The sequence below is a fragment of the Priestia sp. JSM ZJ58 genome, assembly GCF_044383985.1.
Taxonomy (GTDB): domain Bacteria; phylum Bacillota; class Bacilli; order Bacillales; family Bacillaceae_H; genus Priestia; species Priestia zanthoxyli.
Map to the genome: position 1 here is coordinate 3,969,925 of NZ_JBISEM010000001.1, position 21,516 is coordinate 3,991,440.

Genomic DNA, 21,516 nt, shown 5'->3' on the forward strand with positions numbered 1-21,516 from the left:
ACTCACTCCTCCCTGCAGACGTTTATGATTCTTTAAAAAGAGATATTCGATCTAAAAATAATACAGCAGCCAGCAAATCTGCACTTCCACCTGGAGAAGCGTTAGATGATAGAAAAATATGATCTAACGCTTCCAGCCGCTGTTTTCCTATTGATGTAGATACCCCTCCAACTTCTAACACATTGGATGCCGCCATTTTAACCTCCTCTAATACAACTGGACCAGCACGATGCAAAATACACGTATCATCAAGATTGGCGATTAGTGTTACTAAAGTATCAATCCGCGCTGATGTTTCATGTATGCCTAGCTTGCGAGCCTTATGTAAAGCAGGCAAGCCTATATGAATCACGTGAGGAAATCCTTGCTTCGCCTCTCCAGCCGCTCCTTTTGCGCCATACTTTTTTTTCACACGAAGTCCATTAGATGAATGCAGAGTACAAAAGCGATCTGCATAACGAGCAATTTTTCCTGCAGCTTCTGTGATGGATGCAGGTGATGCTTGAATACCGCAAACCGCTGTTGCAGAAGCAAGTAGACCTAATGCCCAAATAGCTCCCTTGTGTGTATTGACACCATCCGTAGCCGCGTACATAATTTGTTCACCTTCGCGTCCAATTCGAGCAATTTCTTCCCTTAGCATCTGACTCGGCTGCTTTCCTTGACTATATAATGCAATCTGTGAGAAGGTCGGTTGTAAAGCATAAGCAGAGGCTAGCAGCGTCTCAATATTCATATCTTGATGAGATCCAGTTGTTGCTGCATCTACAAGCCCCGGCTTAGGTGTAAGTACCGCTTCATCAACCAAAGCGGTAACTGCCATTTTAGCTATCAGGCATGAAGAAAACACAGTTGTTTTTGGCTCTTCTTGAATACGCATATTTTTTACCAGCTCCTAAATTTAGCAGGCGGATTATATAAACCATCTGACCATTCTACTAAATCTTCTACACTTTTCGCCGCTAACAGCGAACGCTTTGCTTCCGTACGGCGAATCTGTAAATCTTTCGGAAAAGCCACTAAGCCATCTCTGCGCATTCTTTCCACTTTATTTTGGTTGTGCCGTAACCCTATAGGCGTTACCCCCGCTACTGCTTCAAGCGCTGCTTTTCTTTCTTCCAAGCTTTGTGCTTTATATAAATAAGCAATTCCTTCTTCAGTCACGACATGTGTCACATCATCCCCGTAAATCATGACAGGAGCAGTAGCTAAGTTTGCTTGTTTAGCTACATTTACCGCATCCAAAGACTCAACGAAAACAGGCTCATTTCCTGATTGAAAGGTTTCAACCATTTGTACAACTAGCTTTCTGCCTCTTGCTAATTCATGCTTATCGTTCATCATATCCAACCAAGCAGACGTAGAATGCCGTCGGCCTCTAGGATCATGCCCCATGTTAGGCGCTCCGCCAAACCCTGATAAACGTCCAGATGTGACGGTAGAAGAATTTCCTTCTCCATCTATTTGCAAAGTTGATCCCACGAAAGCATCTACCGCATATTGACCAGCGACTTGACACATCGCACGGTTTGAGCGCAGGCTGCCGTCGCGTCCTGTAAAAAATACATCTGGACGAGCTGCTGTGTATTGTTCCATTCCTACTTCTCCGCCAAAGCAGTGTACGCTCTCAATCCATCCGCTTTCAATAGCCGGAATTAACGTAGGGTGAGGGTTCAGAGCCCAGTTCTTGCATATTTTACCTTTCAGCCCTAACTTTTCTCCATAGGTAGGCAGCAAAAGCTCAATTGCAGCTGTATTAAAGCCAATGCCATGATTTAATGATTGTACGCTGTGGCGCTCATAGATACCTCGAATCGTCATCATAGCCATTAGAATTTGGAGCTCTGTAATATGACGAGGATCTCGGGTAAATAAAGCTTCCAATTGATAAGGCTGATTGGCCACGACGATACAATCAATCCAAGAAGCCGGAATATCAACTCGCGGAAGTTCTTCAACAAGTTCATTTACCTGCACAATGACAATTCCGTCCTTAAACGCTGTTGCTTCGATAATCGTCGGCGTTTCTTCCGTATTTGCTCCTGTATATAAGTTACCTTGTGCATCCGCTTTATCGGCAGCCACTAATGCAATATTGGGAATTAAATCAATGAAAAGGCGTCCGTAAAGCTCTAGATATGTATGAATTTCTCCCATTTTCAACGTGCCATCTTCAATCATTTGAGATACGCGAAGACTTTGAGCACCGGCGTACGAAAAATCAATTTTTTCAGCAATTCCTTTCTCAAATATGTCGAGATGTTCCGGGCGTGAAATACTAGACATAATCATATGAAGACCGTTTATTTTATCAGCGCTTACTTCATTCAGCGCCTTTGATAAAAAAGATGCTTGCTTTTGATTGTCTCCTTCAAGCACTACTTTATCTCCAGGTGATATAAGCAATTCTAACGCTTCAATAATGTGTTCATTATCCAATAACTTTCCTTTAAGAAGTTGGTCTATTTTCGCAAGGCGAGCTGCTTTTTGATCTCGGCGGGTTGTCCATGATTTTGAAGTTTTTTTTATTCCACTCATGTTCTAGCTCCTTTCTTCTACTCCTAAATTAATGCGCTTACATTTTTTCTTTCTCCATTAAAATTAACACAGATTTCATAGTAGATTCGGCTGCAGAAATAGCCCTTGCTTCCGGAAAGCTCTTAGCAGTCAAATCCGTTAGTACTCTTCCTGGAGCCATTTCAATATATAATCTTGTACCCATTTCATACATAACTTCCGTCATATCATGCCAACGGACGGGCAGGGCAACACTCGCTGCCAGATCTTCCTTAATATCAGCAGCTTTCCATAATTTCCGAGCTTTACAATTACCTATAAAAGGAACGATCGGGTCTTTTCCTTTCACTTCCGTTATTATTTTTCGTAATTCGCTCGAAACTCCTTCCATAAGAGGACAGTGAGAAGGCACCGTTACATGAAGCATTTTGGTTTTCCTAGCCCCTTTTTTAGATGCTTTTTCAAGAACTTCCTCAATTGCTTTTAAAGTGCCAGAAAGCGTTATTTGATCAGGAGCATTTAGATTCGCTACGTAAACAGGAGCTGCATCGGTGGATATTTCATGTACAATAGAGAGAAGCTGATGTTCGCGCAGTCCCATTACAACCCCCATACCATAACCATCAGGATAGGCATTTCCCATCAGTTCCCCTCTTTTTCCCACAAGAAAAAGAGCTTCTTTAAAAGATAACACTTCAGATATAACTGCTGCTCCAAACGCCCCTATTGAATGCCCTCCTACCACGTCTGGCGAGTAACCTTTATTTTTAAACGATCTAGCCGTAGCCACTCCTGCAATAAAAAGACATATCTGAACATTTTTATTATATTTTAATTTTTCTGACGAATCTAACGATAATACGTCTTGATTTAAAGCCTCACTTGCTTCTTCAAACGTAGTCGTTAATCCCCATTTATTTTTTATATCATGAAGCATACCAGCATATTGTGCACCTTGTCCTGGAAATAGAAATGCAACACTCATCGTGTTTCTCCTTTCGACTTTATATCACCCAAGGAGATAATGGATACTTTTATTATAAAGAACATAGAATCAATAACTCTAATACATATTTCTTATATATCCTATAACTTGAAATCTATATAAAAAAAGAGTTAGACATAACGAAATCAATGGAATCTGGAATCTAAAGATGAGCGAATTGGATAAATGAAAAAATCCGAACGATTCATCGTTCGGATTTTCCTTTAAGTAAACTGCTTTTGTCTCAGCCTCTTTTTGTTTGCTACATATGAGACGGGAAATGCGGAAGCACTTCTTCACCAAGCTCATGTATGACTTCTTCAGCCGGACGCTTACTATCAAAAAGAGCAAAAAAGAGATGGTTAACTCCTATTTCTTTATAAATAGAAAGAAGCTCAATTAATGTATTACGCCCTGCTCGAAATCCTAAACGAATTGGCGTTGGCATTTCATTTGGATCTTCTGCCAAATCTAGATGCATAGGTTGTGTAAAAGGTTTAAAAACGCCTGGATGATAGATATCAACCAGTTCTCTCCACTGTTTAATGGCTTCTGCTTGAAAATGCGGATGACGAGGATAATACATCCAGCCGTCTCCATGCTGTGCAAACCACTCCATATTTTGCTGGCTGTATCCCGTGATCATCGTTGGAATACGTTTCGTTGGCTTAGGAACAACATTTGCTCCTTGAATGGACCCCAAAGCAGACTGGATAGATGGAAATTCTTTATTTAACGCTTCTTCTAAATAATGAAAAGCCTCTGCAAATCGCTTTCCTCTTTCTTCATGAGGAATACCTAACCCTCGAAAATCTGCTTGACGGTCTCCAGAGGATACGCCCATAATCAAACGCTCAGGAAAAAGCTGATCAATGGTTGCCATTTCTTTAGCTACACGAAGCGGATGGCGTAAAGGTAGCACAATAGCAGATGTACTGAGAGCAATTTCTTTTGTTTGACTGGCAAGGTAAGTCAAATAAATAAGCATATCATAAATTTGACCCGTGGCTGGATCGCCAAATGATGGATCTTGAAGAAGGACATCACGGAACCATAAGCTTGTAAATCCATATTGTTCTGCAAGCTGCGTGAGCTCTACTTGTTTCTCCATCGTAGGCGTGGCATACTGATAATTTTCAAGCGGCATATGCAAACCTAACGTTAACTCATTCTCCTTGTACATACGACGATACGCCTTATGATGTTGAAATGTAGTCATTTGCTTCCTCTCCTTTTATAGCTAAGAGATCATCGCAAAAGGCGATGATCTCTGTTTTATTTTGCTTTTGCTTCTATTGAGCGGCTCCATGCGGTTAATAAGACCGCTCCTAAAACCATCACTCCTCCAATCCAAGGAGTATGAACAAGACCAATGGAATCAACAATCAGGCCGCCTACAAAAGAACCAATAGCAATTCCAACGTTAAATGCAGCAATATTCAGCGCAGAGGCTACGTTTACTGCTGAAGGAACATACTTTTCAGCTAAGTTCACGACCAGCACTTGCAGTCCAGGTACGTTCATAAATGCCAATAAGCCCATGGCAAAAATCGTAATTGTTCCCGCTACTTTAAACGATGCAGTAAACGATAAAATAACTAAGATAACGGCTTGAATTAAAAACATCCAAAATAATGCTTTTAACGGATTTTTATTCGCAGCTTTTCCTCCAATCGTATTTCCGATGGCTACTGCTACGCCGTATACTAATAGCAAGATACTAACTGCGCTTGGTGCGTATCCTGTTAATTTTTCAAGAATAGGTGCTAAATACGTATAAGCTACAAACGTTCCGCCATAACCTAAAGCAGTAATAGCAAACGATAGTAAAAGCGGCCCGTTTTTCAAAATTTTTAATTGATCACTAAACTTTGCCGGCGGCGCTTCTTTTAAGTTTTTAGGCACTAAAAGAGCACTGGCAATAATGGCAATAACGCCAAGTAACGCTACTCCCCAAAATGTTGCTCTCCAGCCGAAAGCTTGTCCGATAAATGTACCAAGTGGAACACCTGTAACAGTTGCAACTGTCAAACCTGTAAACATTAAAGCAATGGCACTTGCCCGCTTATCTTCCGGCACCAAATCAGCAGCGATAGTCGCACCGATAGAAAAGAAAATCCCGTGTGAAAATGCAGTAATAATTCGTGCTATAAGCAGCAGCCCAAAGCTTGTTGATAAAGCTGCTACTGAGTTTCCTACGATAAAAATAACCATTAATAGCATCAGCAATGATTTTCTGCTCATTTTACTTGTTAATGCTGTTAATACGGGCGCTCCAAATGCAACTCCCATTGCGTACCCTGAAATTAATAACCCTGCTAGTGTAATGGAAATATTTAAATCATCTGCAAGCGATGATAATAAACCTACTGGAACAAACTCTGTTGTCCCGATTCCAAAGGCGCTAATAGCTAGCGCTAATAGCGGCAAAGCACCGCTTTTTTTACTTTGTTGTGTTTGTGAAAGTGTATTCACTTCTTAACGCCTCCTGTTCGTTATAATAACTTTTTATAATAGCTTCTCTTACAGCTGATTAGCTTAGGTACCCTTCATATATTCGCTAACCGGCCATCAACAATTGTTATTATGAGCGATGTAAAACCAAAGAAAAAGTACGCACTTTCAAGTGATATAGGTACCTGGAGGTTACAATAAGCGTAAATACTAAAGTCATGAACTATTGGGTATTCTAAAAAAATGCTTACACCTAGAAAATTCTGCACTATAGTGGTATGATAAACATCAGAAAAAATGCGAAACCATGCATTTAACCGTTATCTCTAGAACAAGGAGAGTTGTTAACGTGAAAAAATATAATATTCCAGTGGAAGCGGCATTAGAAGTCATTGGAGGCAAGTGGAAAGTCGTTATTCTTTGCCACTTAATTAAAGGGACAAAACGCCCTGGAGAATTAAAAAGAATTATGCCGCGCGTTACACAAAAAGTATTAACGCAGCAGCTTCGTGAGCTTGAAGCAGACGGCATCATTGTTAGAAAAATGTACAATGAAATGCCGCCTCGAGTAGAATATTCTTTAACAGATTACGGATGGTCTTTAAAAAGCATTCTTGATTCACTATGCTCTTGGGGAGAACATCATATTGAAAAAACGTACCCTGATAAAGAAGCTGTACTTATGCAGCCTGTAGAAGAAGTCACTGTTTCTAATTAAAAAAAGCTGACTAGATAGTCAGCTTTTTCATTCCCTTACTTTCTTTGTTTTTTCAGACGATGTACGTATTCAGGAGGAACCTTTATGACAGAACAACTTAAAAAGAAAATTAGCCTTCAAGATGCTATCAAACAGCAGCTTGCTAATAAGAAAAATCAATCTTCAAGTAAAGCTAAGAACGGCAGTACCAATCAAGCAACCAAAAAGCTGACGAGTCAACAAACAAAAAAAACGAATAATCAGCGAAAGAGAACAGGTGTATAATGAACGGACAAAATAGAAAAGACGTAGCCCCTGGAATTGAAGTCGACATTGTTTTAAAAGCAGATCAGCGTTCTGGAAAACTTACACACGGAACGGTCAAAGACATTCTGACCAATTCAAGCTTTCACCCGCACGGTATCAAAGTTCGTTTAACAGATGGACAAGTCGGACGCATAAAAGAAATTTACCCAAATTAAAAAAGCATGTATTTTACATGCTTTTTTAATTTACACTTCAAATAAATCTACTTATCATTTCCTACTTTTGTTAAAATAAAGAAGCACTGTCGTCCCCTTTCTTTCCCTTGGGAACTCACGCAAGGAAAAAAAAGGTGGTGGATAGTCTGAGACGAATCCTCAAGTCATTTTTCCTAGATGCTGAGAATGTTCAGCTCCTAACGGCTTACGTAGAGCTTTTAGGAGCCATAGTCGCTCTTATTTTGCTATTTTTCCAGTAGTAAAATAAGTAATCACCGATAAGTATCGTCTAAAGGGTTCTTCATCCATAAGGCTCGTGTGCTGATTGTCTTTAGGGAATGGTGTTTGGCGGCACTTCCCTATAGTAAAAAGACAGCTTCCTTGCAGAAATGGACAAGGTGTAATCAACTACGACCGATTATGGGTGCAGGACCTTTTTCTTTATTAGTCTATGTCTTTTTTTTACTTCCCATACACAAAAATAAAAAAACCTCCGAGTTGGCGGTCTCGAAGGTTTTTTCTAGTGAATCGTTTTCGACAAATCCTCATCCGGGCTAACAAGGTTCAGATCTAATAAGATTATGTGATGAATTTCTTCACCTTACAAGTTAAACTTGTCAAAGCTAAGAATTCATTCGCTTGTTAAGAATAACTGAACGTGCGCTCCGGATTGTCATTTTTCCTAGCTTTAGTATATCATATTTGTTGAAAATAGGTAAAAAAAGTGCTCGACAAAGCTTGTCAGCAGCTCTTTACCTATTTCATATTTTTCAAAACAAAAAACATTTTACAAATATGAAGGAATTTCATACTATTAGATAAAAGATAGAAGATAGAAGTATTCTGACTTGGAGAGGATTTCAATGAAGCAACCACAGTTAGAAAAAGAAATTCGAGCCTTACAATCAGATATTTACCAATTAGCTAAGAAAACAAGCAGCTATTCTCACGGTGAGATCTTAAAATTAAGTCAAAAGCTAGATCAAAAAATTGTTCGTTACCAAAAGCTTTTTAACCATACCAAATAAGAGCCGCGTAGGACTTTCACTTGCTATCCCCCAAGTACCATAAACCTACAGATAAAACAGATGTGTTTTATTCGCAATAGGTACATCTCTGCTTCCCTAATTAATTAGGGAAGTTTTTTATTTAGAAAATAAAAACCTTCTCCTTTCCTTTGGTTAGTTGTCATACAAATTGGGTATTCAATCAGTAGGCCTTAAAACTTATTTAAGAAACTTAAAGGAGAGAATGCATGATGAGTAATGCTGATACTACCGAAACAAAAAAAGGCGCCGATTTACTAGTAGAAAGTTTGGCAAGTCAGAATGTGCCTTATATTTTTGGCATTCCAGGAGCCAAAATTGATGGCGTATTTGATGTTTTGAAAGAAAAAGGACCGGAAGTAATTGTTTGCCGCCACGAACAAAATGCTGCGTTTATGGCAGCTGCTATGGGAAGATTGACAGGTACGCCGGGCGTTTGCCTTGTCACATCAGGTCCAGGTGCCGCTAATTTAGCCACTGGCCTTGTCACTGCTACTTCTGAAGGTGATCCAGTGGTAGCCCTAGCAGGAGCCGTTCCAAGAGCAGATCGATTAAAAAAGACGCATCAATCAATGGACAATGAAGGACTATTTAAATCTATCGCCAAATTCAGCGTTGAGGTAGAAGATGCTGCAAACGTTCCAGAAGTGATAACAGACGCCTTTCGTGAAGCTGTTTCTTCTCCTTCAGGAGCATCTTTTGTCAGCTTGCCGCAGGATGTAATGGATGGCGAAACATCAGCTTCCACTCTATCCTTTCTAAAAACTCCTACGATTGGCGCTGCTAATTTAGACGCTGTTGCCCAAGCTATACACACTATTCGCACAGCAAAACTACCTGTTTTACTTTTAGGTATGAGAGCAAGTAAATCTAAAGCAGTGGAATCAATCCGTCAACTCGTAGCAGAACATGACCTTCCTGTCGTAGAAACGTTCCAAGGTGCGGGAGCTGTTTCACGAGAGCTTGAAACTCACTTTTTTGGACGAGTAGGTCTTTTTCGCAATCAGCCTGGAGACGTCTTATTGAAGCATGCTGACGTCGTCTTAACAATCGGATATGACCCAATTGAATACCCTCCTTCTCTTTGGAACTCAGAAAGTCAAAGAAGCATTATTCATTTAGATGATGTACAAGCACAAGCTGACCACCATTATCAGCCGGAAATTGAGTTAGTAGGGGATATCCCAAGCACCATCGACATATTAACGGATAAACTCCCACATTTAATACGTTCAACAGAAAGTGCTTCTTTTTTAAAAACGCTAAAAAGCAAACTTGAACAACCTGACGATCAGTACGAGTTTTCTAATGACACTCACCTTCATCCCCTACAGTTAATTGAAGCTCTGCAGGACTTTGTTGAAGATGATACTACCATCACATGTGACGTTGGTTCGCATTACATATGGATGGCTCGTTATTTTCGTTCCTATGAACCTCAGCATTTACTATTCAGCAACGGCATGCAAACGCTAGGTGTTGCTTTGCCTTGGGCTATTTCAGCTGCACTCGTTCGCCCCCATAAAAAAGTTCTGTCCATGTCTGGAGACGGCGGGTTTTTATTTTCAGCTATGGAGCTCGAGACAGCCGTTCGGTTAAACTTACCAATTGTTCACATTATCTGGAACGATCAAACCTACGATATGGTTGGCTTTCAACAGCAGATTAAATATGGCCGAAAATCTGCGGTAGAGTTCGGGAGTGTAGACTTTGTTACGCTTGCTGAAAGTTTTGGTGCCAAAGGATTTAGAGTGAACTCACCAGAAGAATTTTCGGACACTCTAGCAAGCGCTTTTCGTGAACAAGGCCCCGTTATCATCGACGTGCCTGTAGATTATAAAGATAATGAAAAATTAAATACACAGCTACTGCCAGATCAAATTAACTGAAAGGACTGAGTAAAGAATGAGCAATAAAGAAAAATTAACGATTCACCAAACTTCCACTATGATTGCTTTATTGGACGGAGTATTTGACGGTGTTGTCACATACAGGGATTTAGCTAAGAAAGGTGATTTCGGCATCGGCACGTTTAATCAGCTGGATGGTGAAATGATTGCCTTTGACGGAGAATTTTATCACATTGCTGATGGGAAAGCCGCACCTATTAGTGAAGATGCAAAAACACCTTTTGCCATTATGACAACCTTTTATGAAGATATCTCTTATCGTGTAGAAGAGGAAATGAACCGTGAACAACTAGAAACCTTAATGAACGAGCTTATTCCCAGTCCGAATTTATTCTATGCAGTTCGTATTGACGGGAAGTTTAAAGAAGTAAAAACTCGCACTGTTGCAAAGCAAGAGAAACCCTATCCTTCCATGGTAGATGCAGCTGCTGATCAGCCTACATTTACATCTTCAGATGTAAATGGAACACTAGCAGGTTTTTACACGCCAGAATATTCTTCAGGCATCGGTGTTCCCGGGTATCACCTGCACTTTATTGATGAATATAAAAAAGAAGGTGGACATGTTTTAGACGTCTCCGTTCAAGATGTTACCATTCAAATTTGCAAAAAAACGAAATTAAATCTCAATTTATCGGAAACAAGTGAATTTCTAAATGCTAATTTAGAAGACCATGATGTAGAAGAAGAAATTGCGACGGCTGAATAAGCAACGATACTTTTACTGATAAAAAAACTCTCATCGCTGCGCATGACGATGAGAGTTTTTTTATGAACATTTCGTGTATCTTTAAGTTTCCTCCCATTTCTATTAGTAATATAGGTCTCCCATAAAACCACGGAAGAAAGCCTAACACAGAATGATACATAAGAAAGAAAGCGTAGTATCATAATTACCATATTGCAACAGCTTTACGCTGTATATAAAAAAGGAGGTTTTTAAGCAATGTTTTCTAAACGGCCCTTATCTGTACTTCTTATCTCGACTTTATCTATGATTATTGCTTTTTCAGTATGGTCTGTCTTCGCGCCTATCGCCGCAGATATTCAAGTGATGTATTCATTAACCAATGCTGAAAAAAGTATCTTAATTGCCACTCCCGTCTTATTAGGTTCACTCATGCGGATTCCGATGGGAATTTTAACAGATCGCTTTGGCGGAAGAAAAGTGTATTCGTTAACAATGCTTGCTCTTTTACTCCCTACCATTTGTGCAGGCTTTACTCATTCTTACTCCATGCTGCTCTTTTGGGCATTTTTTATCGGCATGGCTGGAACAACATTTGCTATTTCCATTACATATGTCTCTAAATGGTATTCACCTCAACAGCAAGGTTTTATTTTAGGAATTGCCGGGATGGGCAACTTAGGATCAGCGGTAGCAAGCTTTAGTATTCCACTTATCTTTTCTTCTTTTGGCTTGCCTTGGGTATTTTGGAGTTTAGCAATTGCGGTAGCTTTAATGGCTCTTTTATTATGGGTAGGAACTTCAGACCACCCTTCTGCTGCTTCTCCTAAAACGCTGCAGGAATCTTTATCGGTATTAAAATTTAGAGAAACGTGGTTTTTGTCCGTTTTCTATTTTTTAACATTCGGTGGATTTGTCACATTCAGCATCTATCTCCCTACCATTTTGCACGATCAATTTAATGCATCAACCGTAGACAGCGGGCTGAAAACAGCTATTTTTGTTGTATTAGCAACGTTTGTACGGCCTCTTGGAGGATATTTATCGGATGTATTCGGAGCAAAAAAAGTACTCACCTTTGTCTTTACCGGAATGCTGCTAATAGGATTATTTATCGCCTTTACCATCAGCTCCTTCGCGCTATTCAGCGCAGGTTGCTTACTTGCAGCCATTACCCTTGGTATCGGAAATGGAGCTGTTTTTAAAATGGTTCCATCTGTTTCAACAGGAAATATTGGAGCTGTTACGGGGATCGTAGGAGCATTCGGAGGAGTAGGCGGCTTTTTCCCTCCTATTGTGCTAGGCTTTATAAAAGATACAAGCGGAGATTACGTTGTCGGTTTTTCCTTACTAGCGCTTTTTGCTCTATTCTGTCTCTTACTGAATTATTCTGGATTCAAAAAACAAGATGTACGTATTAACCAAAAGCACCTTGCCTGATTCCACGTAAAAAGCCTCTTTTTGCAAGAGGCTTTTTGCATCAGCATTTTTAATAACTGCTTCTTTTTACAGAAGGGCTAATATTCACGGCACTTACTTTAAAGCCAGGCATCTTACAGGCGGGATCTAATTTCTCAGAAACAAGGTTATTAACATTTTGAGAATCCGCCCAGTGAAAAGGAACAAATACGGTATCTGGCCGAATGCCCTCTGAAAATTTACTTCTTACCACAATCCTTCCATATGAAGATTCAATTTGTACTAATTCTTGATTCGATATTTCATATTTTTTCGCTGTTGAAGGGTGAATTTCCATAAAAGATTCGAAATTTCTAGCAGATAAAGATGCACTTTTTCGCGTTTGTACACCCGTTAAATAGTGTGACACCACTCTCCCTGTTGTTAAATAGAGAGGATATTTTTTCGTTATTTTTGCTTTAGGAACAATAGCTTGATTCGAGACAGGGACCATCATCGCCTTTCCATCACTATGAGCAAAACGTGTTTCAAACAGGCGCTCGGTTCCTTTATCTGTTAAGCTTCTGCATGGCCATAAAATTCCTTTTTCCGCTCGTAATCGTTCGTACGTAATACCGGAGTAATCCGCGATTCCTCCTTTACTTGCTATTCGCAGTTCATTAAATATTTCTTCAGCTGATGAAAACGAAAAATATTCCTCTTTCCCTAAAACTTTAGCAATTTCACATAGTATTTCCCAGTCGTGTTTGATTTCGCCACGGCGCGGAAAGCTAGCTTCGCGCAATGTAACTCTTCCCTCTACATTTGTCATCGTTCCTTCATCTTCCAAATAAGAGGATGCTGGTAAAATTAAGTTTGCTAATTTTGCCGTTTCTGATTCAAACATATCTGCTACCACTAGAAATTCAAGCTTTTCAAAAGCCTTCTTAACAAAATTAGCGTTTGGATTTGAAACGGTTGGATTTGAACACACCAGAAACAGCCCTTTAATTTCACCGTCATGAATTTTTTCAATCATTTCATATGCAGAAACACCTTTTCTAGGAAGATCTTTCTCCTCTATGTTCCAAACATCTGCTATATACATCCGATGCTCGTGATTTTCGATTGAACGGTAGCCTGGAAGCTGATCTGCTTTTTGACCGTGTTCTCGGGCTCCTTGCCCATTTCCTTGACCAGTAATGGCTCCATATCCGCAGCGGGGTTTACCGATTTTCCCGACAGAAAGTAGAATATTCAAAAAGTTCTGCACAGCAGCACTCCCGTCTGTTTGCTGCTCTACCCCTCTAGCAGTAAAAATCATTCCTGTTTCTCTTTGACCAAACATACGGGCAGCTTGATACATTTTCTCAAGCGGCACTCCCGTTATTTCTTCAATGACACTAAATTCTAGAGACGCCACATATTGCATTACCTCTTCAAATCCATTAACACGTTCTTGTAGAAATCGTTCATCTAGATAATTTTCTTCGATAATGACCTTCAAGATTCCATTGGCTAATGCCGCGTCGCTCCCCGGTTTAAGCTTCAGGTGTAAATCAGCTATTTTAGTTGTACCTGTCTCTCTTGGATCAATAGCAATAATAAAAGCTCCGTTTTCTTTTGCTTTTTCAAAATAAGGCATAATCGTTGGCTGACATTCCGCAATATTTGTTCCAGCTAACATAATACATTCAGTAAACGGAATCTCTTGTAAGCTATTCGTAAATCCTCGGTCCATGCCAAATGTTTTACTAGCAGCAGAAGCAGCAGCTGACATACATAAGCGTCCATTGTAATCAATATACTTTGTTTTTAACGCAACTCGAGCAAATTTCCCTAATAAATAAGCTTCTTCATTTGTAATAGAGGCACTTCCATAAACACCTAGCGCATCTGCTCCATTCTTCTCTTGAATCTCTGTAACGTGCTCTTTAATATAGTCAAGAGCTTCCCTCCAAGAAATCTTTACAAACTCTCCGTTTACTTTTAACAAAGGATATTGAATCCGATCTTTATGCAAAGGATGCTGGTGCGCATTCATTCCTTTGATACATAATCTTCCTTGAGAAGTAGGGTTGTCTCTTCCAATTGTTTTATACGTTTTTCTTTTTACATGTGTTTGTTCAACTAACTGCATTTTGCACTGCATGCTGCAGTAAGGACACTGCGTATTATAGATACGCTCGGTTTCAGCTTGCTTTTGCTGCTCACGAAAATATTTCAACAGCATCTCAGTCATCGTAGGTCACCCTTCTTTCCTATAATAAATATGTGATTGCACGAGAACGTTCTGAGCTGAGCTGCTTCATTAAATACTCTCGATTGTCTGCCTCAAACAAAACTTCTCTGACATGAACAATTCCTACTCGCTCGATCCAGCTGCCGACAGCTTCTAAATAGTTCCCCGTTTCACGGTAATATTGAATCAAAGAACAGCTGATTTCTATCGCTTCTTCGTTCGTTTCGGCCACATAAAACAGCTCCCCACTTCTGGCTTCTGTGCTGCTTCCGCCAGCATATATTTCCCAACCTCTGTCTATTCTTCTTAATCCTATATCACTTGTTGTGACATCCTCTGTAATGTGAAAACAAGAAGCAATACTGATTTTGATATCGCATGGGGTCTTTACGTATTCAAGCTGTTTGTCTAATTCATTTGATAAAGCAAGAGCAGGTTCATACTGACAAATACACGTTCCTTTTCCTATATAAACAGATACATTTTTAACTGTACGTTCATATAGCTGCTGAAGTCCTCTATCTATTTCCTCACTTATCAACGAAAGATATTCTTTTTTCACTCCAATAAGTTGAATGCGCTGATCACTTGTTAAACGAATATTCGAGATGTTGTACCTTTCAGCTACATTTGCTATGTTCCTTAATTCCTGTACATTTGTCAGACCACCGTGAATTTGCGGTACCACTGCATAAGTACCGTCATGAAGCAAAACGGCCTGTTCATTCTCCGTAGTAAATAAAGAATGTCGATTATTTTCGTAATGAGGATTCATCATATTTAAATAGTAATGAAGACCGCCTTCACATAACGAGCAGCCTTTCATGTCTTTAAACTTTAACATTTCTCTTACTTGCTGAACCGTTTCAAATTGATATTGCTGCATTTCTCTTACCAGCTCATCTTCTGATAGATGTGTACAAGCACAAAAGGTTTTTTGTTCAATGTTTTCATCAAATTCATCGCTTTGAATATACGTTAAAAGATCTGTTACAAGGGGCTTGCATCCTCCGCATGAACCAGAAGCTTTCGTGCAATTTTTTATTTCATCTACTGTCGTTAAATCATGTTTCTGTACTGCTTCAATAATACCTCCCTTGGTTACACCGTTACAGTTACATACCATATCTGTAACTGACATAGAAGCTGCTGCATTTTCCTTTTCATATTGAGAAGGAAATAATTGTACTTTTTCCGCTTGCGACAAATCCTTTTTTTCACTAATCATTTGTGATAGCTTTATAGCCTCACTGGTATCCCCAAAAAGAACGGCTCCCACTATTCTCCCTTCGCGAAAAACTACTTTTTTGTATATACCATCTAACATATTCGAAATCGTAATAGCTTTTGCACCTTGATTTTCCTTAAACTCTCCGACCGAATAAACGTCTATTCCTGATATTTTTAACTGAGTGGAAAGAACGGACCCGCCATAACCTTCATTTTTCATTTGGCAAAGGTGTCGCGCTAAGACTTTTCCTTGTTCGTAAAGAGGAGCAACAAGGCCGTATGTCATCCCCCGATGTTCAGCGCATTCACCTACTGCATAGATATCCGGGATGCTCGTTTCCAAATAATCATTTACGATAATTGCTCTATTTGTTGCTATTCCGCTTTTTTTAGCGAGATTCACATTTGGCCTCACTCCTGTAGCCATTACAACTAAATCAGCTGCAATTTTGCTGTTATCATTAAATCGGACGCCTTCTACTCGGTTTTCCCCTATAATCTCATCCGTATGTTTGTTTAATAGAAAACTCATGCCTTGCTTTTCCAATTCTTCTCTTAACATAGCAGATGCTGCTCTGTCTAGCTGTCGCTCCATTAAAAAACCCGAATGATGAATAACTTGAACATCCATTCCTAAATTTAATAGTCCTCTAGCAGCTTCCAGCCCTAACAGACCCCCTCCAATAACCGCTGCTTTTTTATACCGTTTAGAAATTTCAATCATTTTCCGACAGTCTTCGATGGTACGAAAACCGAGGACCCCTTCTTTTTCAGCCCCTTTAACGGGGAGCATATACGGGCTCGAACCGGTAGCAATAATAAGCTTGTCGTACATCGTCTCTCTGTTTTTATCTGTTTTTATTATTTTTCTCTTGGTGTCTATGTGCGTAACACTTTCTCCTTTAAATAAAGTGATATTATTTTCGTTATACCATGCAAAAGAATGAATGTTAATATCTTCAAGCTTTGTACTGCCTTGTAAAACGGTTGATAATAAAATTCGATTATAGTTAACGTGAGGCTCACTTCCAAAAACAGTAATATCAAAACAATCTGGAGAATGAATAAGAATTTCTTCAACACAGCGCATTCCCGCCATTCCGTTTCCGATTACTATCAGCTTTTGTTTCGTCATATAAAAACCTCCAACACATAGATTCAGACCGTAAAATATACATTTTTTATTATTTCATAAACTTCTCTAAAAGAAATGAACCTTGTTATAACTTCTAACATTAAAATCTGTTTAAAGCGTATGAATACGCCGATACCTTTCGCTGAAAGCAGGCTTTTATATAGAAGATTAATCTGCTTTAAAAAGGGGTAGAAAAAAGGATGCTGTGCTTGCATTACCTTTCTCTACGCTTTATAAGTACTCTATATAAAATTTTGTTATCTTCTTTTTGCCTACTATTTATTTATTTTGGAATCAATTATGATAAAAGAAAGAGTCTGAATTGGAGGTTTAAAACATGTCAATAACCGTTCACGCCACTCAGTGGATTCATTTTCAAATTAAATTGTATAACCTTCATTCCAAAACGAGATCGCTTAAAGATCAAAAACTAGAATTACCTCTACCAGAATTCCATCAAAACCTGATCATATTTACATCAGCAGCACGTCATGGCCTTACGTTTGGATATCAAGCCATTCAATGGGATACACCCTATACTTCTTCTCCGATTTACATAGAGCATCAGTCTATTCCGTGGTCCACTTTAGAACAACGTTCCCATAAGCGTATAACCGAACATATTACAGCTATTTTCTTAGAGACAATGTTTTATAGACAAAGTCAATTCAAACAATGTCAATTTTGTTTTGAATTTATCATTCCTGAGAGTCTTTTTGACCATACAACCTGCCAAAACTGCGCATCACGACATTTTGGAGTGGTGTATTAACAAATAAAAGCCTGAAGAAGTCAGAGGTTTTCTGACATCTTCAGGCTTTTATTACATGACTAGCTGAACAAAAAGTGGAATAACGGCAACTGTGACGACACCTACAATAACGACTGCAATACTTGCCATGGCTGCCTCTACTTCTCCCATTTCAATCCCTACGGCTACTCCTAGCGCATGCCCGGACGTTCCCAGCGCTAATCCTTTTGAAATTGGATTTTTCACTTTGAATACTTTTAAAAATAATGCGCCCAGTGCATATACAATAACTGCATTAAAAATAACTGCAAAGGAAGTAATAGCAGGAATCCCTCCAATATCTTGAGACAATGGCAGTGCAATTGCTGTTGTAGCTGCTTGTGGGAGCATTGATTTCATCACGACTTCATCCATATGAATACCTTTAGCAATCGCAAAAATAATGGCTACTGAACAAACTGATCCTACTGCAATAGAAGAAAGAATTTGCCACCAGTACTTTTTTAATTTATCGGCTTGCTTATATAAAGGGATGGCAAAAGCAATTGTTGCCGGTTCTAAAAAGAAGCTGATAATTTTTCCGCCGCTACTGTACTCCTCATAAGAAAAGTGACCAAGTTTCAAAAAAGCAATCCCGAGCACCATTGCCACAAATAAAGGAGTAAATAAGAAAAACCCTTTTGACTTTTTAAATAAATACGTTCCAATACCGTACGCAGCTAAAGAAACCACGATTCCAAAATACGGATTCATCTTTCCAACCACCTTGTCTCTTTATAATTGATATTACGCAATGCCCTGTTTTTTTGTTTTTTCACTCATATCTACATCTTTTATTTCTTCTTTTGCTTTATTATCTTTTGTCATGCCAAGTATAAGCTGTGAAAATAAGCCTGTAACGCCTAACAAAATAATCGTTGCCACGATGATAACTAAACAAATTTGAATGCCGTACTGCTGCATAACACCTAATGAATTCATAACAGAAATACCTGCTGGTACAAATAAAAATCCGATCAAAGAAGTTAAAGCCGTTCCCAGTGATTCAACTTGCTCTAGTTTAATAATCTTCAAGCAGAGTGCAAGAAATAACAGCACAAGTCCAATGACTGAAGCTGGCATCGGAAAAGGCAAATGCTCTGCAATAAAATCTGAAATCAACATAATTACGGAAAAAATAAATGCTTGTGTTAAAAAGCCATACACTTTTTTAGCACTCATTTCTTTCACCTCTCTCTGTTTGTTGACTTCATTATATAAAATGAAAACACGTTAGAAAGCGTTTTCAAATCAAAGAGTCGAATATTTGTGCTCACTTACAAAAATCGAGCCTTGAAATGCAAAAAAAAGCCTGCTAACATGCATAAGCAAGCTGTTTCTTACTTAAATTCCTAAACGCTTCTTCAATTCTTTAGCATATGTACGGCTGACAGGAACTCGCTTATCGTTTTTCATCACTAAATTATACGTGGAATTAAACCATGGCTGTACTTCGGAAATATGATGTACGTTGACGATATAACCCCGGTGCACACGAACAAACGACTGAGAAGGGAGCTTTTTTTCTAGCATAGCCAGCGTATCTGCAGTATGATAGGATTCTGTTATGGTCTGAATGGTGACTTCTCCTTCTATTAGCCCTACAAACAAGATGTCCTCTATATTTACTAACACAATTGAATCGTCTACAGAAATCGCTAACTTTCCCGTTTGAGAAGAAGACTCTCCTATCGGTTCTTCTTCTTTAACAACGTGATGAGGAACACGCATTTTTTTATATTTATGAATGGCCTGCACCACTCTTTCTTCATCAAAAGGCTTCAAAATATAGTCAATTGCATCTACTTCAAAGGCTTGTAAAGCGTACTGATCGTACGCAGTTGCAAATATAATAGCAGGCGGGTTTTTCATTTTTTTAAGCCTTTTCGCAATATCAAAACCGCTGTCATCTGACAATTGTATATCTAAGAATAATAAATCCGGCTTTTCATCCATCATTTTATCCAACGCCTCTTCGATACTTTCAGCTTCTTCAATGAAGTCTACTTCTTTCGTTCGGTGGAGTAAATATTTTAATTCATCTCGCGCTAACATTTCATCGTCTACTATTAGTACTCGCAGCATATTACATACCCTCGCTTTTTAATTCAATTGGTATAACAAACGAAACTGCTGTTCCTTCTGTTACGTCAAACTCCAGTGTCGTTTCTTTTCCAAACAATCCATGTAAACGTTGTTTAATATTGTAGAGAGCCGTCCCCGTTCCTTTTTCTGAAAAAACAGGCTCATTGCCAAGCAGTTCCAATCGTTTTGTGTCTATACCTTGTCCATTGTCTTTTACCTTTACGTATACATATTTATCTTTTGTCTCAATATAAACTTCTACGCGACAGTGTTTTTGTTTGCGCGGAAACGCGTGCCGAATGGCATTTTCCACAAGTACTTGAAGAATAAACGGCGGAAGCAAGACATCATCTAGTCCTTCTTCAATATACATGTCAATTTCGTATTTATTAGGGAATCTGGCTTGTTCAAGCGATAAGTACGCGTGAACATGGTCAAGCTCTTTTGATAACGGAATCAACAGCTGCCTTGCACCTTGCAAATTAGAACGAAAATAAACGCTTAGTTGCAGTAGCAGTTTTCTAGCTTTTTCTACGTCCTGTCTGCAAAGCGCCGATATCGTATTAATGGCATTAAATAAAAAGTGAGGATTCACCTGTGCCTGTAAAGCTTTAATCTCCGCATCTTTTAGCAATTTACTTCGAAGCTCTGCTTCGCCGAGCTCTAGCTGAGTTGAAAAAAGTTTGGCCAATCCTTCTGCCAGCTCTTCCTCCACCCGGCTTAACCCGCTCGCATCTTTAAAGTACATTTTTAGTGTTCCAATGGTAGTACCGTGAGAAGTAAGCGGCATTACAATTGCGGCATGAAGCGGGCAGTCTTTATGCTGACAATCAATTTGTTCTCTCGATTTTGCTTTCATAATTTTTCCCGTCTTCAGCACTTCTTGAGACAGCCCGGTAATTAAACTGTGCGAAGGAACATGGTGATCAATTCCTTCTCCCACATGAGCTAAAATTTTGTGCGTATCCGTTAACGAAACAGCGTCCGTACCTGTGAAGCGATGAATAATATTTGCAACATTTTCACATGATTCACTAGTGAGACCCTGCCGAAAATGCGGAAGAGTTTGATCCGCGATTAATAATACTTTGTGTGTCTGAAGCGCTCTCATTTGTTCTTCTTGCCGTAAAATGGACTGAATAATAGATAAGAAAATATAGCTTCCCGTACCATTTACAATAATCATTGGAATAGCAATAATACTCACTAGCGTCCATGCCGAATCAAACGGTTTAGCAAATAATAAAATAATCAGCATCTGAAGCGTTTCCATCGCTATGCCTACAAGTGCAGCAAAGCGCGGTGTAATCGTTCGATGTTTTTTCCGGTAGGCATAACCGATATATCCAGTTAACACTCCTGCCAAAACGGATGAAACAGCGCAGCTAAACGCCGTACTCCCACCTAACATAAAGCGATGAACGCCGGCAAGTAGTCCTACTCCTAAACCAACAAAAGGACCGCCAAGCAGACCGCCCATTTCCACACCCATAATCCGCGTATTTGCAATGGAGCTTGATGGATCTACTTTTAATAATAAATCTTCATTTCGAATAATCGTTCCTTGAATTTCAATTCCCGTGTAGTTACTAATAATGCTAAAAAGAGAAAAAATAAAAATAAGTACAGCTTTTCCTTTATAACCTTGCTGCTTACGGAGAAATTGCCGAAAAACTTTTGTATGTGCTAGCAAAAAACCTATAATGACAATAACTCCAACTCGTTCTACCATCATAATTAATAAATGAATCATTTCTAGCCACCCTTTGCTGTCTGTTTCTATTTTATATTGTTACACTGATGCTGCTAGAAATCTAGCTGAACAAACAGAAAAAAGGTTCAAAAATGAACCTTTTT

At 39.1% G+C, this 21,516-nt stretch carries 19 protein-coding genes; 8 read left to right on the top strand and 11 right to left on the bottom strand.

Annotation, left to right across the window (positions count from 1 at the left end):
- Positions 1–22 precede the first annotated feature (22 nt).
- The 5 genes from ACH6EI_RS20480 to ACH6EI_RS20500 all read right to left on the bottom strand — a co-directional run bounded on the left by ACH6EI_RS20480 (position 23) and on the right by ACH6EI_RS20500 (position 5,977).
- The gene (locus ACH6EI_RS20480) at positions 23–880 is read right to left on the bottom strand and encodes a triphosphoribosyl-dephospho-CoA synthase (protein ID WP_028412296.1); all 858 of its coding nucleotides are present in this window, start codon (positions 878–880) and stop codon (positions 23–25) included.
- Positions 881–885: 5 nt separating this feature from the next.
- Positions 886–2,538: a malonate decarboxylase subunit alpha gene (gene mdcA, locus ACH6EI_RS20485; RefSeq protein WP_098113878.1), complete on the bottom strand. Its 1,653-nt coding sequence runs from the start codon at positions 2,536–2,538 to the stop codon at positions 886–888.
- A gap of 37 nt (positions 2,539–2,575) precedes the next feature.
- Positions 2,576–3,502, bottom strand: a complete 927-nt coding sequence (locus ACH6EI_RS20490; protein WP_033578095.1) for an ACP S-malonyltransferase — start codon at positions 3,500–3,502, stop codon at positions 2,576–2,578.
- A gap of 262 nt (positions 3,503–3,764) precedes the next feature.
- The gene (locus ACH6EI_RS20495; RefSeq protein WP_028412299.1) at positions 3,765–4,721 is read right to left on the bottom strand and encodes an LLM class oxidoreductase; all 957 of its coding nucleotides are present in this window, start codon (positions 4,719–4,721) and stop codon (positions 3,765–3,767) included.
- Between the two features lie 56 nt (positions 4,722–4,777).
- Complete coding sequence (locus ACH6EI_RS20500) at positions 4,778–5,977, bottom strand: MFS transporter (protein WP_014461498.1); 1,200 nt, start codon at positions 5,975–5,977, stop codon at positions 4,778–4,780.
- Positions 5,978–6,305: 328 nt separating this feature from the next.
- On the opposite strand from ACH6EI_RS20500, the gene ACH6EI_RS20505 reads away from it, so the two are divergent.
- The 7 genes from ACH6EI_RS20505 to ACH6EI_RS20535 all read left to right on the top strand — a co-directional run bounded on the left by ACH6EI_RS20505 (position 6,306) and on the right by ACH6EI_RS20535 (position 12,219).
- The gene (locus ACH6EI_RS20505; RefSeq protein WP_013055500.1) at positions 6,306–6,674 is read left to right on the top strand and encodes a winged helix-turn-helix transcriptional regulator; all 369 of its coding nucleotides are present in this window, start codon (positions 6,306–6,308) and stop codon (positions 6,672–6,674) included.
- An 84-nt stretch (positions 6,675–6,758) separates the two neighbouring features.
- The gene (locus ACH6EI_RS20510; protein ID WP_028412301.1) at positions 6,759–6,938 is read left to right on the top strand and encodes a hypothetical protein; all 180 of its coding nucleotides are present in this window, start codon (positions 6,759–6,761) and stop codon (positions 6,936–6,938) included.
- On the top strand, positions 6,938–7,135 hold the full coding sequence (locus ACH6EI_RS20515) for a YwbE family protein (RefSeq protein ID WP_013055498.1): 198 nt from the start codon (positions 6,938–6,940) through the stop codon (positions 7,133–7,135). The genes ACH6EI_RS20510 and ACH6EI_RS20515 overlap by 1 nt, the downstream gene beginning before the upstream one ends.
- Before the next feature lie 863 nt (positions 7,136–7,998).
- Positions 7,999–8,163 carry an aspartyl-phosphate phosphatase Spo0E family protein gene (locus tag ACH6EI_RS20520; protein ID WP_080754377.1) on the top strand — a complete coding sequence of 55 codons (165 nt, stop codon included), beginning with the start codon at positions 7,999–8,001 and terminating at the stop codon, positions 8,161–8,163.
- Between the two features lie 227 nt (positions 8,164–8,390).
- Positions 8,391–10,070: an acetolactate synthase AlsS gene (alsS, locus tag ACH6EI_RS20525; protein ID WP_098113876.1), complete on the top strand. Its 1,680-nt coding sequence runs from the start codon at positions 8,391–8,393 to the stop codon at positions 10,068–10,070.
- A gap of 16 nt (positions 10,071–10,086) precedes the next feature.
- Positions 10,087–10,800 carry an acetolactate decarboxylase gene (gene budA, locus ACH6EI_RS20530; RefSeq protein WP_028412303.1) on the top strand — a complete coding sequence of 238 codons (714 nt, stop codon included), beginning with the start codon at positions 10,087–10,089 and terminating at the stop codon, positions 10,798–10,800.
- A 237-nt stretch (positions 10,801–11,037) separates the two neighbouring features.
- A complete protein-coding gene (locus ACH6EI_RS20535; RefSeq protein ID WP_098113875.1) occupies positions 11,038–12,219 on the top strand; it encodes an MFS transporter in 1,182 nt (393 codons plus the stop codon).
- Between the two features lie 49 nt (positions 12,220–12,268).
- On the opposite strand, the gene nasC is transcribed toward ACH6EI_RS20535, so the two are convergent.
- Together nasC and nirB are read right to left on the bottom strand one after the other, a co-directional pair.
- Entirely contained in the window at positions 12,269–14,419 is a 2,151-nt protein-coding gene (nasC, locus tag ACH6EI_RS20540) for an assimilatory nitrate reductase catalytic subunit NasC (RefSeq protein WP_098113874.1), read from the bottom strand.
- Between the two features lie 19 nt (positions 14,420–14,438).
- Positions 14,439–16,784, bottom strand: coding sequence for a nitrite reductase large subunit NirB (gene nirB / locus ACH6EI_RS20545; RefSeq protein ID WP_098113873.1), 2,346 nt, complete (start codon positions 16,782–16,784; stop codon positions 14,439–14,441).
- 337 nt (positions 16,785–17,121) lie between these two features.
- Here nirB and ACH6EI_RS20550 point away from each other — a divergent pair, with 337 nt between their 5' ends.
- Complete coding sequence (locus ACH6EI_RS20550) at positions 17,122–17,556, top strand: hypothetical protein (RefSeq protein WP_033578088.1); 435 nt, start codon at positions 17,122–17,124, stop codon at positions 17,554–17,556.
- A gap of 51 nt (positions 17,557–17,607) precedes the next feature.
- Here ACH6EI_RS20550 and lrgB read toward each other — a convergent pair whose 3' ends face one another.
- The 4 genes from lrgB to ACH6EI_RS20570 form a co-directional block, all read right to left on the bottom strand.
- Positions 17,608–18,288 carry an antiholin-like protein LrgB gene (lrgB, locus tag ACH6EI_RS20555; RefSeq protein ID WP_028412309.1) on the bottom strand — a complete coding sequence of 227 codons (681 nt, stop codon included), beginning with the start codon at positions 18,286–18,288 and terminating at the stop codon, positions 17,608–17,610.
- A gap of 33 nt (positions 18,289–18,321) precedes the next feature.
- Positions 18,322–18,756, bottom strand: coding sequence for an antiholin-like murein hydrolase modulator LrgA (gene lrgA, locus ACH6EI_RS20560; RefSeq protein ID WP_028412310.1), 435 nt, complete (start codon positions 18,754–18,756; stop codon positions 18,322–18,324).
- A 162-nt stretch (positions 18,757–18,918) separates the two neighbouring features.
- The gene (locus ACH6EI_RS20565; protein ID WP_098113872.1) at positions 18,919–19,659 is read right to left on the bottom strand and encodes a LytR/AlgR family response regulator transcription factor; all 741 of its coding nucleotides are present in this window, start codon (positions 19,657–19,659) and stop codon (positions 18,919–18,921) included.
- Position 19,660: 1 nt separating this feature from the next.
- Entirely contained in the window at positions 19,661–21,412 is a 1,752-nt protein-coding gene (locus ACH6EI_RS20570; RefSeq protein WP_099330626.1) for a sensor histidine kinase, read from the bottom strand.
- Positions 21,413–21,516: the final 104 nt, after the last annotated feature.